The organism is Marinococcus sp. LNHM3E3-2.2, from assembly GCF_056034385.1.
The window spans coordinates 51,397-67,924 of the sequence record NZ_JBQLIC010000002.1 but is presented as its reverse complement, the minus strand read 5'-3'; the positions used below and the strand labels follow the sequence as shown (position 1 = coordinate 67,924).

Sequence of the window (16,528 nt, the reverse complement as noted above, 5' to 3'; positions counted from 1 at the left end):
TCCGGAAAATGTTTTCGCAATATTTAGAATTTTATAAAAAATAGAGGTGTTGCTCGTGATCGAGAAAAATTTAAACTTATTAAAGAGTCTAGGGTTTGTCCTTTTGGTAGCAGCAGTACTGATTTACATAATTGCCACTGGTGACGAAGTGATGTGGAGCGGCTTTATTGCCATGCTTGTTTTCTATGCTTTGATGTACTATGTCGGGGCCTATTTTGCCGCTAAAAAGTCTGATTCTCTCGATGACATGATGGTGGCTAAACGGAGTCTGCCGCTTGTTATCATGATTTTCACGATGGCCGCCACCTGGGTAGGAGGCGGTTATATTAACGGGACCGCAGAATCAACATATGCTGACGGCCTTGTATGGGCTCAGGCCCCGTGGGGTTATGCCCTCAGTCTCATTATCGGCGGTATTTTTTATGCGAGAAAAATGCGCCGTTACGAATTCAAAACCATTATTGATCCGCTCGAGCAGCGGTTTGGCAAGAAAATGGGCGGTCTGCTTTATCTTCCGGCGCTCCTGGGGGAAATGTTCTGGAGCGGCGCGATTCTGACAGCACTAGGCACTACATTCGGTACTATTTTAGGGATCAATTTTACGACGTCGATTGTTATTTCAGCCATTATTGCGATTGCCTACACCGTATTTGGCGGCATGTGGGCGGTTGCCTATACAGATCTTTTACAGATGATTCTGCTGTTGGGTGGTTTGTTTCTTGTGCTGCCGTTTGCCTTTGGCAGCACCGGCAGCCTGAGCGTAAACTGGAATGGTTATCAGGCGGATCTTGGCACCTATGCGAACCTTTTTCCGCCACTTGACGGGTGGAATCATCCGGAATGGGGCAACTATTTCTGGAACTGGTGGGACTATGCCTTTCTATTAATTTTCGGCGGCATTGCCTGGCAGGTTTATTTCCAGCGCGTGCTCTCCGCTAAAGATGAAAAAACGGCTATGTGGTTTTCGATCATTGCCGGTGTAGTATGTATTATTGCGGCTGTCCCAGCCGTTCTTATTGGTATAATCGGCTATAATGTCGACTGGGCGTCCTTTGGTACTTCAGCACCGGAAACAGCGGCCATGGTACTGCCGGAGGTGCTCCAGCATCTGACGCCGGGATGGGTAGCGGCGATTGGCCTCGGGGCTCTTGCAGCAGCCGTTATGTCTTCCATGGACTCCTCGATTCTGTCCGCCTCCTCGATGGCTTCATGGAACATATACCGCCCGCTGCTTCGTCCGAAAGCCTCCAACGATGAACTGAAAAAGGTGATCAAGACCTCGATTGTGATTATCGGGGCGGCTTCTACCCTGATTGCTTTAAATGTTGGAAGTGTATATACTCTGTGGTACCTTGCGTCGGATTTGATTTTTTGTATTTTATTCCCGCAGCTGACCATGGCTCTGTTTTATAAAAATGCGAACGTGTATGGTTCCCTGACAGCATTTATTGTATCTGTCTTTTTGCGCCTTGGCGGCGGAGAACCGGCGATCGGCCTGCCGGTCTTTCTTCCGTACCCAATGATTGAAGACGGGATTGTGCTTTTCCCCTTCCGTACGGTGATCGTTATTATCGCGTTTATTCTTATATTTGTGGTTTCTGAAGCTACAAAGAAAAAGGCTGTTCCAAAGCCGCTTCTCATGCCACATGAACGAGATGACAATGCAGCTTTAGAAAAAAAGCCGTCTAAATAAAGTCAAAAAAAGAGCCTGGAAGCAGCAATGCTTTCAGGCTTTTTGGCGTACAGCGCCGCATATACAAAGAAAACAGCTTCTACAGCTGTATACTGAAGCTTAGGAAGTTTTCGGGAAGGTCAACATACCTGATGGCATTCAGTGTATCTATATTAACATATTTCCTTTGTTTGTCTATTAAACACAAAAAAGAATACCGATAATTAATGCTGTTTTTTAGCTAATATTTGCTTTCCATACCGATAAGCGCCTGTTTTCATATTATTTCATGGTTATTTGCATTATATGGAAATAGCCAGGTAGAAAATGATTGAATTTCATCAGCATTTCTATACAATAAAAGAAGTATTTCAACGTGAATTTGATTAGAAGAGGAGACCCTGATGCTTAAACGTTTTTATTCCTATTACCTTCCTCATAAACAGCTGTTTTTCATCGATTTTTTCAGCGCGATCGCTGTTGCAGCCCTGGATCTGGTCTTTCCGCTTGTTGTCCAGTGGTTTATTGATTCCCTGCTTCCCCAGGAGGATTGGAACCTCGTCGTGTGGGTCTCAGCCGGCCTGCTTGCCATCTATTTATTCAGTGCCTACCTGCAGTACATCGTCAATTATCTGGGGCACAAGCTTGGCATTAATATTGAAACGGATATGCGGCGGGAGCTGTTTAAGAGCGTTCAGGGCCAGTCATACCGATTTTTTGATAATACGAAAACCGGCCACATTATCAGCCGTATCACTAACGATTTGTTTGATATTGGAGAGCTTGCCCATCACGGGCCGGAGGATTTATTTATTGCCGTTATGACGTTTGCGGGCGCTTTTACGATTATGTTTTCGATTAATCCGCAGCTTGCCCTTGTTGCTCTTGTGTTTGTGCCATTTCTGATTGCGCTTATTACCTATACGAATATTCAAATGAACAAAGCGTGGACAAAAATGTACGCAGAAATAGGCGATGTGAACGCCCGGGTGGAGGACAGCGTCTCAGGGGCACGGGTAGTACAGTCCTTTACAAACGAAGCCTTTGAAATCGACCGGTTTGCCAAAAACAACAACCGTTACCGCCGGGCTAAGCTCTCGGGCTACCGGACGATGGGGCACACTACGGCGACTATTTTCTTAACGACCCGTCTTATGATTCTGGCAGTGCTTGTTTACGGTGCGTGGCTCGTTTACACAGGTGCCATTACAAACGGTGAGTTCGTCGGCTTTATTTTGTACGTGAACGTGCTCTTCAAACCGATAGAAAAAATCAGTGCGATTTTAGAGCTGTATCCGAAGGGCATGGCCGGCTTTAAACGGTTCGTGCAAATGACAGATGCAGAAAAAGATATTGTCGACCACCCTGATGCAGTAGAAGCTCCGGTGCTTACAGGTGACATCAGGCTTGAAGATGTCACGTTTGGGTACCATAAAAGCCAGCCGGTGCTCCGGGACATGAAAGTAACGGTACAAGCTGGAAAAACAGTTGCCTTTGTCGGCTCTTCCGGGGCCGGGAAGACGACGATCAGCTCGCTGATTCCGCGCTTTTACGACGTGGACGCCGGTGCTGTGACAATTAACGGTATAGACATCCGGAAGATGACAAAGGAATCCCTTCGTTCCCAGATCGGCATGGTGCAGCAGGATGTGTTTTTGTTTAACGGCACGTTGAAGGAAAACATCGCTTACGGGCGATTGACGGCTGAGGAGGAAGAGATTGAAGAAGCTGCCCGGCTGGCGAACCTGGACGGGTTCGTAGAGGAGCTTCCGGATGGGTATGAAACAGAAATCGGCCAGCGGGGGTTAAAGCTTTCCGGGGGCCAGAAGCAGCGGATTGCAATTGCCCGTGCTTTCTTGAAGAACCCGCCGATTTTAATTTTGGATGAAGCGACCTCAGCGCTCGATAAGGAAACCGAGGCACTGATTCAGCAGTCGTTGACCCAGCTGGCGGAGAACCGGACGACGATTGTAATCGCCCACCGGCTTGCGACGATCCGGCATGCCGATAATATCGTGGTGGTGACCGGCGGCCGTATTGCTGAGCAGGGGACGTATGAAGAGTTGATCCATAAAAACGGCGTTTTTGCTTCGCTGAACAGTGTACAGCTTGAATATCAATAAAATGTTTTCCTCTCCTGAATTTATATGGAGAGGATTTTTTTATGCCAATGCAAAATAAAAACAGTTTGGAGAACAAAGAATTGCAAAAATGAACCGATAGATAATAGTAGAGGGCCTATTACATAGAAAAATATATTTTAGAAAAGAGGATGCCTATGCTGCAATCATTAACGCTGCGAAAAAAATTATACATCTCGTTTTTACTCGTACTGCTGGTGCCAAGTATTATTATCGGCTTCAGCTCCTACACGTCTGCCAAAAATGAAGTCAGGAGCCAGATGAATAGCAATGCCGGGGAAAGCGTTGGTCTTATTAACCAACAGGTGGATGAAGAAATGAATGCAAGAATTGCTGATATCAGCCATTACGCCGGCCTCGTCACCGAAGAGTCATTTACCGATCCTGAAGCCGAAGAACGTATGCTCGACACCTTTAATGACTATATTCAAACACATGGCAAGGTTATTTCCATCTACACGGGCTCGAATGAAGGAGAAACACTGTTTGCATCGGATCAGGGGGAACTGCCGGAGGATTATGATCCAACCGAACGTCCATGGTTCCAGGAAGCAGTCGAAGCTGGGGGTGAGGCAGTACTTACTGATGTTTATGTAGATGCAGCAACAGAAGCCCAGATCGTAACGATTACCCAGCAGCTGGATGACGGCTCGGGGGTAATGGCTATTGACTACGATTTATCCTCCCTGGAGTCTCTGGCAGCAGGAGCGGCCATTGGTAAAGAAGGATATGTTGTATTGGCGGATACGCAGGGCAATTATATGGTTAACCCTAACGCAGAACCTGGAGAACCTATGGAAGAAAACGTCTACAGCCAAATCGACGGTAAGAGTGACGGCCATTTTTCGTACACGCTGAACGGGGAAGCAAAGGAAATGGAATTTATAAAGAATGAAACCACCGGCTGGACGGTCGGCGGCACGATGTATACGAGCGAGTTTCAGGAAGCAGCAGCGCCGATTCTCTGGAGAACCGGTATCGTCATTGCCGCTGCACTCCTTGGGGGCCTTCTGTTTGTCTACTTTATCGTAAAAAATATTTTAAAGCCGATCCAGCGTCTTCAGGCTTCTGCTGAAAAAATCAGCCGCGGTGATCTGACCGGGCAGGTGGAAGTAAACAGCAACGATGAAATTGGAGCACTCGCCGCAAGCTTTAACCATATGGTGGAATCTCTACGGGGCATTCTCACTAAGCTTTCTGCGTCTGTGGAGCATATGAGTTCATCGTCAGAGCAGCTGAAAGCAAGCTCGGAGCAGACCTCGCAGGCGACAAGCGAAGTAGCTGTCGCTACCGAACAGGTGGCAAGCGGAGCAGAAAGACAGACGGAAAAAATTGAACATAACAGCGCCGCGCTTGAAGAAGTGACCGGCGGAGTGAAAAAAATTGAGGAACGGACGGACAACGTGCTTCAGCTGTCAGCTGAAACAGCAGAAAGGGCCCGCGAAGGCAGCAGGTATGTAGAAAGCAATCTCTCCCAGATGCAGGATATCCATCAATCTGTTACTGCCTCCAATCAGGTGATTCAGGCTTTGTCGGATCGCTCCAAGGAAATTGGCGGCATTCTTGAGGTTATTACCGGCATTGCGAGTCAGACTAACCTGCTTGCTTTAAACGCAGCCATTGAAGCAGCACGGGCCGGAGAACAGGGAAAGGGCTTTGCCGTCGTCGCGGAAGAGGTGCGAAAGCTTGCTGAGCAGTCCTCCACTTCGGCAGAACAGATTGGTACGCTGATTAAAAGCATTCAAAATGATGCAGAGCAGTCTGTAATTCAAATGGAGGGCGTATCAAAAAATGCGGAGCAGGGGCTGACCGTATCTGAGGACACCTCTAAACAGTTTCAGCAGATTCTTGACAGCATGGAGCATATGGCTCCAAAGATTGAAGAAGTGACTGGAACGATCCGGAGCATGGCCGGAAGCGTCGAGCGTATTTCGCATTCGGCTTCTGATATCTCTTCGATCGCCCAGGAAAACGCGGCTTCCTCCGAAGAGGTGGCGGCGTCCACGCAGGAGCAGCTCGCCTCGATGCAGGAAATATCCTCTGCGGCCGAAACGCTCGCTTCCATGGCAGAGGACCTTCAACAGGAGGTCAACTACTTTAAAATATAGAGATAATATTAGTTGCAGGCAGAAAATCCTTCGGGGTTTTCTGTTTTTTTTTATAAAATACAGTTAAAACAAGTATTACCCGGGAAATAGACAGGGGCATCCATTAATAGTCTGTAACTTCAGGAGGGGCCATGAGAAACTTACCGTTTGACATAGGTTTATTTCGTTTTTTTATCTTTTGGTACATATGCGGCATCGTGCTGCTGACGTTTGATTTGCTCCCGGTATGGCTGGAATGGGCAAACGCTGTTTTTCTGTATTTAACCGGAGTAATTGGTGCTTTTTTTCTGATTCGGTCTTACGGGGGGAAAACCGGAGGCGGGCTGACTGCCGTTATTTTTCTGCTTTCGATGTTTCTTGAAGGGATCGGTGTGCAGCTGAATCTCTTTTTTGGAAGCTATGAATATGCTTCTGATTTCGGGGCGATGGTTCTAGGGGTGCCGCTGACGATTGGAGCAGCCTGGGTGGCCATCGTTTCTGGGTCACATGCGTTAATGCTTTATATTCTGGGCATGCTTCCACGCCTGCGTGGATGGGTATCGTTTATTCTTTATGTGCTGCTGGGAGCACTTTTAGTCACCGGAATTGATTTTGTACTCGACCCTGTGAACTATCTGGTGCAGGGGTACTGGATATGGAATGAAGGCGGCTGGTATTATGATATTCCGTTTTCGAATTTCCAGGGATGGTTTATTATTGGCTTTCTTCTGCATACGATTATGTATTTGGTTCTTCACTTTCAAGGGAGGTTGTTTGACGTGTCGGCTTATTGGCAGCCGCGCACTGCTGCTTTATATGTTCTGCTTACCTTTATGTTTACCGTGCTCGCACTGTTAAATGCTCTTTGGCTCGCCGGGACGATTGGAATTGGTATCATGATTTTTTGTTTTGTGGTGCTTACAGGCAAAAAGCAGCAGGTCCAAAGAAAATAACAAAACGTTAACAGGTTCTTCATACAAGCGTTACATTAAGGGCTTAATATAGGAGGTGTTGATCCCCCCAGGTTCATCCCGCTGGACAGGGGACCCCTCTATGCTCCTTCCCGTATCCCGGGGAGGCTTTTTTTATTAATCTAAAACGTTAAACAGCCTGGGAAGGGGGATGAGCTCGAGCGTCGTGTCTATTCTGGGGTCTGTAGTGGTTTGTTCTTCTAATCTGGCACAGTAAATTAATTGTTCCTCTTCAAGAAAATAAAGAGAGTCCTTTACTTTCCGCTCCTGAGTGCTGGTTAAATGCACTACGACCGGTTCGTTTCTTTTCAAAGCAGTTTTGGCAGCAGGGGCTGCATGTTTGTTTAGTTTATGGAGCGCACGATTCACTTTAACAGCAAGCATGGCGCAGGCCTCCTATATTACAATTATGGGAATAAGTTTCCCTGTGCTCAGTCGTATTAAGCTTTACTTTCGTCCTATCTTTATACGAAAAGCCCTTCCGGAAAGGAAGAGCTTCTCCTGCTATGCCTGCTGCTTTTCATCCCAAACCTGCTGCAGTGCCTGTTCAAATGTTTCTGCCGGCTGGGCACCGGAGAGGGTGTACGTTTCATCGAATACATAAAAAGGAACTCCGTCAATTCCTATATAGGAAGCTTCCTGTAAATCTTTCTGTACGCTGGGGGTGTAGGCATCCAGCTCGAGCAGCTCTTTCGTTTCCTCCTCCACAAGGCCGACATCTCCTGCGAGTGCGGCAAGGGTGTCGATATCTGCAATGTTTTTGGATTCGGTAAAATATGCGCGCAGAAGGCGCTCAGTCATGCGGTTGTTTTTACCGCGTTCTGTGGCGAACTGCAACAGCCGGTGGGCGTCGAAGGAATTAGCCGGTACTGCTGTGTCCATGTTGTATTCCAAACCAATATCCTTCGCCTGATCGGTGAGCTGCCGGTGAAACGCAAGCACCTGCTCCCGGTCCATGCCTTTTTGTTCAGAGAGAAAGGTATGAATGTCCGAAGCCGGATTTTTTGGCATCTCCGGGTTCAGCTGAAAGCTGTGATAGACCACCTGCACCTGGTGCCTGAAAGACATGTTTTCCAAAGCGGTCTCAAAGCGCCGTTTTCCTAAATAGCAAAACGGGCACATTACATCAAACCAAATATCTACCTGCATGCTTTTCCTCCTTTAAAATACGCTATATCCAGTATGAAGAAAAAATTTTTTTCTGCCTACAGAAATGCTTACAGAGAGCGGTTTTTTCTGTTCAGTTAGAAAACCAGGAAAAAAATATCCTTTTCTCGAACGTACGTTCTTGTATAATGGAAGTAATATACTTCTCTTTGAAGGGATGTGAGGCTGATGAATGAAGAACAAAAAACAATCGCCCGCATGATAGCGGCGGAATGGGAAAAAGAAACGGAGGACTGGAAACAGAAGGAACGCCTTCTCCGTAAAGCCTGGGCAGAAAAGCATGAATTGAAACTGCACTGGAAAAACGAAGAAAATGATATAGAAACGACAGGGACGTGTACGTATATTGATCACATTAAGCGGCTTATTCACTGGAAGGACGAGCAGGGCAGTTATTATAATATTTCCTTTGACCGGATTCTTTCCGTACAAAAAGGGTGGGAAGAGTTGTGAAAAACGAAGAACTCGCTATGCTCTCCGCTTATCTGGACAAACAGATTGATCATTTAACCAGCCGCACACCCTACAGCAAAGAAGATGATCTGCTTTGTCTGGGCGGACGGCTTGCGTACCAGCAAATTCGTGCTGAAGTACAGAAAATAGCAGAACAGAAAGAAAATTACTATAAATAATCTGCTGGAAAAACGGTGAAGAAACAATTTATGGTATTCTGAGAAAAGAAGGTATTCAAAATTGTTCTGTTGGTTTTGAAACCGTTATCTTGATGAACTCAGGCCCGGGAGGGGACACCATGAAAATAGGAATGATTGGCATCGGGGACATTGCGAAAAAAGCGTATCTCCCCATTTTAAGCAACTTAAAAGATGTAGAACTGCACGTGTATACAAGAAACCCGGACACGTTAAAAGAAATTGCTGATACGTATACGATACCTCACACGTATCAGCAGATGGACGAGTGGCTGAGCTGCGGTATGAAAGCAGCATTTGTGCATACAGCGACCGTAGCGCATGAGCCTATTATTGATGCGCTGCTCGACATGGGCATCCATGTGTATGTGGACAAGCCTATTACGTACCACGCCGAATCTGCCCAGCGGCTGCTTACCAAAGCCAAGGAGAAGCGGCTGCTGTTAATGACAGGCTTTAACCGCCGGCATGCACCTTCCTATCAAAAGCTGATGGAAGCAGAGGACACGAATATGATTATCGTTCAAAAGCATCGGGGTCATCAGGCAGTGGATGCACGCACGTTTGTGTTTGACGACTTTATTCATGTGATTGATACGATTTTGTATTTGTTCCCAGAAACAATTGAGAACATGACGGTGAGCGGTAAAGGAGAATATGATCTCTTGCACCATGTGACGCTTCAGCTTGAGTCACCAAATGTGACAGCGCTCGGTATTATGAACCGCGAAGCCGGCACCTCCCTGGAACGTGTAGACGTGATGAACCAGGAGCAGACGCTGACGGTAAGTAATGTCCGGGATGTCAGTGTGCATAAAAATAAAGACATTTGGCACCAGGGAGAAAACGACTGGGAATCCACGCTGAAAAAGCGCGGCTTTGAAACTATTATTACAACCTTTCTGGCCTTTGTGGAACAGGACATTATACCGGAATATATGTATGAACAGGCCTGGGAAACCCATCAAATGGCTGAAGATGTTGTGCAGCACCTTACCAGCTCTTAAATCAAAGCTCTGTCATCCCTGCAGCCACAGCAGAGAGACAGAGCTTTATTATGAAGGAAAAATAACATTGATATCATGCTGCCCGAAAAAATCGAGCCACTCATCCGTTGGTTTTTTGTTGGTTACCAGGCAATCCACCTGCTCAAAAGGAAATGTTTTGACCAGGGAGACAGCTCCGAACTTTGTATGGTCAACAAGCAGAATAACCTGCCGGGCCTGATTCTGCATGTACTGTTTTAAATCAGCTTCCGGCTCATTCGTATCCATGATGCCCTGCGTCATGGAAATACCTTTACAGCTGACAACAGCTGCATCTACGTTGTACTGCTGTACTGAACGAATGGCTGAAGGCCCCACCAGAGAGCGCGAGTTTTTCCGAAGGCTTCCTCCGGTAGAAAACACGTCAAAGGATGAAAATGCAAAGTCCTGAAGAATAGATACGCTGTTTGTAATAATGGTGAGATGATCCTTGGACTGCTGAAGCACCTGCAGTGCTTCATAGACCGTGGAACTCGTGTCGGCCATAATGGAAGAGCCGTCCTTGATAAGCGGCGGAGCGAGCTGCGCAATGATTCTTTTTTCTTCCAGATTAATCGTATTTCTTGTCTGGTATGGAAGGTCTTCACTCGTGCGTTCATTGAGCGTGGCTCCTCCGTAATTACGGGTAACAATGCCTTCACGTTCAAGCTTTTCCAGGTCACGGCGAATCGTTTCCTCAGTAACGTTAAACGTTGAAGCGAGGGGAGCGACGAATACTTTTTTATCACTGTAGAGGGTGGATAGAATCTTTTCTCTTCGTTCAAAAGCGAGCATATATGGTCCTCCTTATTACAACTGCAGTCTTAATTTTACTAGTTACACTATAAGCATAAATCAGGCAGGAATACAGGTTTTTTAAGCAAAAATCTTTAAAAACAAAGAGTTTTTATACATAAAAGCTTCGCAGTTCAACATAATTTGCTTCCCGTTTTAAATTTACGGATATAGAAACAGATGGAAATTATCAATGGAAAAGTGTGGGTTAAAGCTTCTTAACGCATCGAAATAATGATATCATTAAGTATAAATACATACGTAATTGGAAAAAAAAGTTATAAATTCAGCCTTTATAATGACAATGCACAAAAGGAGAAAATGCTGTTTTGAAGAAGGTCTTTTTTGTAACAGCCGGGCTTCTGATCTTACTTATGGCAGGGGCAGGAGGGTGGTTTGCAGTGAAATCAAACGCTTCACTTGGTACAAACGCGGAGAATTCCGGGCACTATATAGGTGCTTCGGTGCGCTGGGATCCGCTTTCAGACAATGAAAAGTATAAAGATCTGCTCGTTGAAGAATTCAGCAGTGTCACGGTGGAAAACGAGATGAAGATGGAAGCCGTACAGCCTGAACCGGGCAATTACAGCTTTCAAAAAGCAGATGAAATTGTAGAGACTGCTGAACAAAATGATATGAAGGTCCGGGGTCACCCGCTGGTATGGGGCGAAGCGCTTCCTGGTTGGGTTCATGAAGAGGTAGTAGATGAACAAAGCGCTAAAGCAGTGCTGAAGGACCACGTGCAGACAATGGCCGGACACTACAGCGGACGCGTACAGGAATGGGACGTCGTTAACGAAGCCTGGAACGACGACGGAAGCTACAAAGAAACAATCTGGTTGGAGTACATAGGGCCGGAATATATTCCTCTTGCCTTCGAATGGGCACGCGAAGCGGCTCCCGAAGCAAAGCTCTACTACAATGATTACGGAAATGAAATGAAAAATGAAAAAACGGATGCTATGTTTGAAGCCTTAAACAGCTGGAAAAACGAGGGCGTACCGATTGATGGTATTGGCATGCAGACCCATATTGATGCTGCCGATCCGAGATTTTCCCGGGAAAAGATGCAGGAGAATTTTAAGCGTTGGGGAACGGCTGGTTTTGAGACTGCTGTAACTGAAATGGATGTAAAGCTGCAAAATCTGGATACTCCCCGAGAGGAACGTCTGGAGAGGCAGGCAGATATTTATGCAGATGTAACGAGCATCTGTATGGAAGAGGAGTCCTGCAGCGGCCTTACCGTCTGGGGAGTTGGTGATGCAGAAAGCTGGGTCACCGAGCAGGAATCAGAAAGCGGGGAGCCGCTGCTGTTTGACAGCAGCTGGGAAGTGAAGCCTGCATATGACCGCATGAAACGAACATTTATTTTTAACCATATACTTTGACAGGAGGGCAGGACATGAATGACACATTCTGGTATATTGTAGCAGCAGAGATAATTGTACTAATGCTGCTGTATTTTTCAGCAAAAAAATGGACATGGTCCCGGCACATACTGCTCTCCCTTTTTCTTATCGTCAATGCTGTCTATCTTTTCTGGAGAGCGGCCGAAACGATTCCTACACTGGGCATCATCAGCTTTATCGCAGGAATCCTGCTGTTGGCCACAGAAATAATGGGCTATTTCCAGGCAATCATGTTTACGATTTTATCCTGGAAACCATTCAAACGAAAACATATTCCGCTCTCAGAGCTGGAAAGCCTGCCTACAGTCGATGTGTTTATCGCCACATACAACGAACCGGAAGATCTTCTGAAGCGAACCATGACTGCATGCACAATGATGCGCTATCCTGAAGAGCTGCTTAGGGTGTACGTCTGCGATGACGGAAAAAGAGAGTCTGTGCGCCGTCTTGCAGAAAGCCTAGGTGTAGGCTACATTTCCCGTCCCGGCAACGAACACGCCAAGGCTGGCAATTTGAATGATGCGTTAACAAAAACCGACGGAGAAATAGTCGTTACGATGGATGCTGACATGGTGCCGAAAGCCGAATTCCTCGAGCGCACCGTCGGACAGTTCACGGACGAAAAAGTTTCGTTCGTCCAGGCACCGCAGGTATTTTATAATGCAGATCCTTTTCAGTACAATTTGTTTTTTGAAGACAACATCACTAACGAGCAGGATTTTTTCATGCGTCGGCTTGAAGAAGGAAAAGACCGCTTTAACGCTACTATGTATGTGGGCAGTAACGCCCTGTTCCGCAGAAAATCGCTCGAGGATATCGGTGGATTTGCCACTGGAGTGATTACTGAAGATATGGCGACTGGAATGCTGCTTCAAACCGGGGATCAAAAGACGGTATTTGTAAACGAAACCCTCGCCGTCGGGCTCGCACCGGAAACATATGCCGACCTTTTAAAACAGAGAGACCGCTGGTGCCGGGGCAATATTCAGGTCACCCGGAAATGGAATCCCATGAAAATCAAAGGCCTCTCCTTTATGCAGCGGCTGCTGTATATGGATGGTATCAACTACTGGTTCTTCGGCGTTTATAAAATGATTTTCCTGCTGGCACCGCTGTTGTTTTTGATTTTTTCGATTTACAGCCTGAACGCAGATTTTGAAACGCTTGTGCTTTACTGGCTGCCGGCCTTTCTTTCATCCCAGCTGGCCTTCCGGTTAATGTCCGACCAAAAACGGACCGTGCTCTGGAGCCATGTTTATGAAGTAGCCATGGCCCCGTACATGGCAGTCTCGGTAATTACGGAAGCGTTTATGCGGAAAAACATCAAGTTTAATGTCACAGCCAAGGGGATCCAAAATGACCGCCGTCAGTTTTTGTGGAGGGTCAGTATTCCGTATTTGGTGCTGCTTGCGCTCACCTTTATCGCACTGGCGAGAGTGGTGCTGCATTTCGCCACGTCTCTAACATTTTTTCAAAACGAAGACGTACTGTACATTAATATTTTCTGGATCCTTTATAACGCTGTAGCTCTTGTACTGGCATTAATGGTTTCAGTGGAGCGTCCGCGTTTTCGCGGAGCTGAACGGCACAAAGTAGACCTGGAAGGTACTGTGTCAGCCGGGGGGAGAACGCTTCCGTGCAAGGTGCTGGATCTTAGTGAAACCGGGGTGCGTTTTGAAGTAGCACACCCGGAAGCAAAATCCTGGCTTTCACATGAAGAACACTTTACGCTCAGCGCCGGCCCGATTAACCGCCTCCACGTGCATAAGCTGTGGGTGGGCGGCGAGGCAGAGGCCATGGCTGCTGCCGGAGGTAAATTTCAAAATGTGACCTTGGAACAGTACCGGAGTTTAATCCAGGTCATGTTTTTGGAAATGACCGATATTTATACGAAACGTATTTACGAGCGTTCTTCGCTTGGAAGAGCCTTTCTGAAGTTTTTCAGAGGCACGGAAAAACAGCCGGCCCAGGCAAAACGGATGGCTGTCCGGGAACAGGTGAATATGTCGGCAACTGTAAAAGTAAACAACGTTATTTATGAAGCGGTAGTTAAGGACTACAGCATGAGCGGCTGCCGGGTGCAGGTGAAAAACGTCAAAAGCATTCAGCCGGGAGATATAGTCTATATTTCCGGGAGGGAGGATCATTTTCCAGATAACTACGCGCGTACCCAGTGGATTCAGCAGCGGGGCCGTAAAACGTGGGTAGGAATGCAGTTTTTACAGGAAAGCAGCAGCAGTCAGTCGACAGGAACCAGTTGAGTAACGCAAAAAAGGAAGGCTCCCGCGATAGGGGCCTTCCTTTTATTATTTTTGACCCGAAGCTGAAAGGATAGGCCTTGAAAAGAAAAAACGGACTGCTCCGGGGGCAGCACGGCTCACGTTTCTTCTGTGGAAGCGGACGTGGTGGAGGATTTCCCGCGCCGGCGGTGATAAATAACGTTCAGTTCAGCACCGATCATTAAAATCATGCCGGTCAGGAAGAACCAAAGCATTAGAATAATAATACCTCCAAGGCTTCCGTAGGTGGCAGAGTAGTTGCCGAAGTTGCTGACATAAAAGGAAAAAGCGAGAGATATCAGCTGCCACAGCACCGCGGCTGTGATAGCGCCCGGCAGAATCTCCTTCCATTTCAATTTTTTGTTTGGAGCAAAACGATACAGTACGAGAAGCACAGCAGACATTATAGTCAGGGCGACGACCCACCGGAGAATTTGAAAAAGCAGCTCGGTCTGAGGCGGGAGGCTGACGACAGAGCTGATAAAATCAATGATCAGGTTGCCGAATATAGGGAGAATAAGAGCGGCAGCAAGTGCAATAATCATGCCGAGCGTCAGCGCAATGGAAAGGCCCCGGACTTTAATGAAGGAGCGCGTTTCTTCGATATCATATGCAGTGTTAGAGGCATTAATGAAGGCGTTGATCCCATTTGAAGCCGACCACAATGCGCCGATCAGGCCGATGGTGAAAAGTCCGCCCCTCGGGGTTTCAACGATACTCAGAATGTTTTCCTCGAGCACAGAGGTCATGCCGCTTGGGGCCGTATTCTGCACAAGCGTGACGACGGCCTGGGAATCAATATTAAGAAGGGGGAGAATGGTAAGTATTAAAATCATCATTGGAAAAATGGAAAGCAGGTAATAGTAGGATTGGGCGGCGGCTAGTAACGGGACATCGTCCTTTTTAAATTCGCCCATGAGTTCTTTGGCATAGGATTTGATGGTATTCATATGTTTTACCCCTCTCTTTGCAGCTTGGCGATACGTAGTTATACAAAGCCTTTCCTTACCGTACCACCAGGAGGGCTGGCTTAAACTGGCGGGGGAAGAACTGGACGTAATTATTGTAACGGAAGGTTTTATAGGGCAGAATGAAGCAGAGAACAAAAGGAGGAAAAAAATGATTTATATTAATAGCCGTGCGTTTCAGGAAGAGACATTGTTAAGAAACGATCGCACGGAAGAGGGAAAACGGATCGTTGAATTTACGTTTCAGGTTACTCATGAGGAGTAGCACGATGTGACGGTATTATTGTACGAAAATGACTTTAGTGTGCAGGTGGGGGCAGCAGAACCATTTCGGGCGGAGATTTTGCAGTATTCCACAGATACGGTGAATCTTTATGAACCTGGGAGCAAAAGCCGCTATACGCTCGCCCTGATTGAAAAATAACCGAAGAGCCTGGGCTCTTCGGTTAGCTTTTGGAATAATCCTTAATGTGATAGGCTTCGGCAAGCTTTTCATTATCTTTCTGGTATTTCAGCTGCAGCACTTTTTGAAGATTCACAGGGAGCGAGTACCTTTTATAATGAAGGGCAAAGCTCGCGTTATTCTGCAGCAGCCGCCGCGGGGATACAATACCAATCTTCGGTATGTCGACAATGGGAATTTTACCATTTGGATTCAGCGGTGTTTTAAAGAAATAATTCAACTTGCGGGCGATTACCGCCTGCATGACTCCGTAGCTGCGGTTCAGCTTTGAGCGGTTGTATTTTGGCACACGATCGATGCCCATATACTGAAGCAGCTGCAAAATTTGACCGTATTCATCATTGCGGAAGTTTTCATACTGCAGCAGGTAATAGTTATCCGGGCCGAAAAGCTCTTCTATTTTTTGGAGATAGCGGTAATAGTGATAATGATCCAGAATGCCATGGTCCTCCCAGTCTTTAAACAAAGCCTTGGCGCTCTTGTACCCGCCCTGATGGAGATATTGAACGTAGAGAGAGGTCAGCAGGTCAATTTGATCCCGTACACCGACGATAATATGGGTATCATACGTATCTGCCGGAAAAATGCGGCGGAGGTCTTCAAGCACCTTTAGATTGTTTTTTGATTTTTTTTGGGAAAATGGACTGCCGGAGAGGCCTTCATAGGAAATAAGCACGGGCTTGTCCGGATGCATAAATGCTTCAATATTTGTGCGGATGGTATAAATGTTTTCATCGCTCAGCCGTTTCAGCCGTAAATCATACAGCTCCTGATCGATGCGCTTTTTTCGTATGTATTTGATTTCCTGTTTTAGTTTAGGATACACATTCTGCTGTAAAAACGTAGTGGCTGTCTTATGAAAACCGATATGTATAAACACTTTTTTTCGCATAGGTTCCTC

At 46.6% G+C, this 16,528-nt stretch carries 15 protein-coding genes; 10 read left to right on the top strand and 5 right to left on the bottom strand.

All coding sequences use genetic code 11. The features are described 5' to 3' along the window. Positions 1-55: 55 nt before the first annotated feature. The 4 genes from ACTRXF_RS02895 (at position 56) to ACTRXF_RS02880 (ending at position 6,853) form a co-directional block, all read left to right on the top strand. Positions 56-1,693, top strand: coding sequence for a high affinity choline transporter 1 (locus ACTRXF_RS02895; RefSeq protein WP_474261200.1), 1,638 nt, complete (start codon positions 56-58; stop codon positions 1,691-1,693). 383 nt (positions 1,694-2,076) lie between these two features. Further along, a complete protein-coding gene (locus ACTRXF_RS02890) occupies positions 2,077-3,795 on the top strand; it encodes an ABC transporter ATP-binding protein (RefSeq protein ID WP_474277748.1) in 1,719 nt (572 codons plus the stop codon). 155 nt (positions 3,796-3,950) lie between these two features. Next, a complete protein-coding gene (locus tag ACTRXF_RS02885) occupies positions 3,951-5,921 on the top strand; it encodes a methyl-accepting chemotaxis protein (RefSeq protein ID WP_474261197.1) in 1,971 nt (656 codons plus the stop codon). Between the two features lie 131 nt (positions 5,922-6,052). Continuing rightward, positions 6,053-6,853 carry a carotenoid biosynthesis protein gene (locus ACTRXF_RS02880; RefSeq protein WP_474261196.1) on the top strand — a complete coding sequence of 267 codons (801 nt, stop codon included), beginning with the start codon at positions 6,053-6,055 and terminating at the stop codon, positions 6,851-6,853. 135 nt (positions 6,854-6,988) lie between these two features. Here the strand turns inward: ACTRXF_RS02880 and ACTRXF_RS02875 are convergent, their stop codons facing one another. Continuing rightward, positions 6,989-7,255, bottom strand: a complete 267-nt coding sequence (locus ACTRXF_RS02875; protein ID WP_474261195.1) for a hypothetical protein — start codon at positions 7,253-7,255, stop codon at positions 6,989-6,991. A gap of 120 nt (positions 7,256-7,375) precedes the next feature. Beyond that, positions 7,376-8,020 carry a DsbA family oxidoreductase gene (locus tag ACTRXF_RS02870; RefSeq protein WP_474261193.1) on the bottom strand — a complete coding sequence of 215 codons (645 nt, stop codon included), beginning with the start codon at positions 8,018-8,020 and terminating at the stop codon, positions 7,376-7,378. Positions 8,021-8,206: 186 nt separating this feature from the next. Here ACTRXF_RS02870 and ACTRXF_RS02865 point away from each other — a divergent pair, with 186 nt between their 5' ends. The 3 genes from ACTRXF_RS02865 to ACTRXF_RS02855 all read left to right on the top strand — a co-directional run bounded on the left by ACTRXF_RS02865 (position 8,207) and on the right by ACTRXF_RS02855 (position 9,695). Beyond that, a complete protein-coding gene (locus ACTRXF_RS02865; protein WP_474261192.1) occupies positions 8,207-8,491 on the top strand; it encodes a hypothetical protein in 285 nt (94 codons plus the stop codon). Beyond that, positions 8,488-8,670 (top strand): hypothetical protein, encoded by a 183-nt coding sequence (locus ACTRXF_RS02860; RefSeq protein WP_474261191.1) that lies wholly within the window; start codon positions 8,488-8,490, stop codon positions 8,668-8,670. The genes ACTRXF_RS02865 and ACTRXF_RS02860 overlap by 4 nt, the downstream gene beginning before the upstream one ends. A 119-nt stretch (positions 8,671-8,789) precedes the next feature. Next, positions 8,790-9,695: a Gfo/Idh/MocA family protein gene (locus tag ACTRXF_RS02855; RefSeq protein ID WP_474261190.1), complete on the top strand. Its 906-nt coding sequence runs from the start codon at positions 8,790-8,792 to the stop codon at positions 9,693-9,695. Positions 9,696-9,743: 48 nt separating this feature from the next. Here the strand turns inward: ACTRXF_RS02855 and ACTRXF_RS02850 are convergent, their stop codons facing one another. Then, complete coding sequence (locus ACTRXF_RS02850; protein WP_474261189.1) at positions 9,744-10,508, bottom strand: DeoR/GlpR family DNA-binding transcription regulator; 765 nt, start codon at positions 10,506-10,508, stop codon at positions 9,744-9,746. 401 nt (positions 10,509-10,909) lie between these two features. On the opposite strand from ACTRXF_RS02850, the gene ACTRXF_RS02845 reads away from it, so the two are divergent. Beyond that, entirely contained in the window at positions 10,910-11,896 is a 987-nt protein-coding gene (locus ACTRXF_RS02845; RefSeq protein ID WP_474261188.1) for an endo-1,4-beta-xylanase, read from the top strand. Positions 11,897-11,910: 14 nt separating this feature from the next. Beyond that, positions 11,911-14,178: a glycosyltransferase gene (locus ACTRXF_RS02840; RefSeq protein ID WP_474261187.1), complete on the top strand. Its 2,268-nt coding sequence runs from the start codon at positions 11,911-11,913 to the stop codon at positions 14,176-14,178. Positions 14,179-14,294: 116 nt separating this feature from the next. On the opposite strand, the gene ACTRXF_RS02835 is transcribed toward ACTRXF_RS02840, so the two are convergent. Further along, a complete protein-coding gene (locus ACTRXF_RS02835; RefSeq protein ID WP_474261186.1) occupies positions 14,295-15,146 on the bottom strand; it encodes a YihY/virulence factor BrkB family protein in 852 nt (283 codons plus the stop codon). Positions 15,147-15,435: 289 nt separating this feature from the next. On the opposite strand from ACTRXF_RS02835, the gene ACTRXF_RS02830 reads away from it, so the two are divergent. Further along, complete coding sequence (locus ACTRXF_RS02830; protein ID WP_474261185.1) at positions 15,436-15,588, top strand: DUF3219 family protein; 153 nt, start codon at positions 15,436-15,438, stop codon at positions 15,586-15,588. Positions 15,589-15,610: 22 nt separating this feature from the next. Here ACTRXF_RS02830 and ACTRXF_RS02825 read toward each other — a convergent pair whose 3' ends face one another. Then, positions 15,611-16,519, bottom strand: coding sequence for a sulfotransferase (locus tag ACTRXF_RS02825; protein WP_474261184.1), 909 nt, complete (start codon positions 16,517-16,519; stop codon positions 15,611-15,613). Between the last annotated feature and the right edge of the window lie 9 nt (positions 16,520-16,528).

What these genes read in the sequence shown, in the direction of transcription:
- ACTRXF_RS02890 (WP_474277748.1), top strand. Translation starts at nt 2,077, where the DNA reads ATGCTTAAACGTTTTTATTCCTATTACCTTCCTCATAAACAGCTGTTT.
- ACTRXF_RS02885 (WP_474261197.1), top strand. Translation starts at nt 3,951, where the DNA reads ATGCTGCAATCATTAACGCTGCGAAAAAAATTATACATCTCGTTTTTA.
- ACTRXF_RS02880 (WP_474261196.1), top strand. Translation starts at nt 6,053, where the DNA reads ATGAGAAACTTACCGTTTGACATAGGTTTATTTCGTTTTTTTATCTTT.
- ACTRXF_RS02875 (WP_474261195.1), bottom strand. Translation starts at nt 7,255, where the DNA reads ATGCTTGCTGTTAAAGTGAATCGTGCGCTCCATAAACTAAACAAACAT.
- ACTRXF_RS02870 (WP_474261193.1), bottom strand. Translation starts at nt 8,020, where the DNA reads ATGCAGGTAGATATTTGGTTTGATGTAATGTGCCCGTTTTGCTATTTA.
- ACTRXF_RS02865 (WP_474261192.1), top strand. Translation starts at nt 8,207, where the DNA reads ATGAATGAAGAACAAAAAACAATCGCCCGCATGATAGCGGCGGAATGG.
- ACTRXF_RS02855 (WP_474261190.1), top strand. Translation starts at nt 8,790, where the DNA reads ATGAAAATAGGAATGATTGGCATCGGGGACATTGCGAAAAAAGCGTAT.
- ACTRXF_RS02850 (WP_474261189.1), bottom strand. Translation starts at nt 10,508, where the DNA reads ATGCTCGCTTTTGAACGAAGAGAAAAGATTCTATCCACCCTCTACAGT.
- ACTRXF_RS02840 (WP_474261187.1), top strand. Translation starts at nt 11,911, where the DNA reads ATGAATGACACATTCTGGTATATTGTAGCAGCAGAGATAATTGTACTA.
- ACTRXF_RS02835 (WP_474261186.1), bottom strand. Translation starts at nt 15,146, where the DNA reads ATGAATACCATCAAATCCTATGCCAAAGAACTCATGGGCGAATTTAAA.
- ACTRXF_RS02825 (WP_474261184.1), bottom strand. Translation starts at nt 16,519, where the DNA reads ATGCGAAAAAAAGTGTTTATACATATCGGTTTTCATAAGACAGCCACT.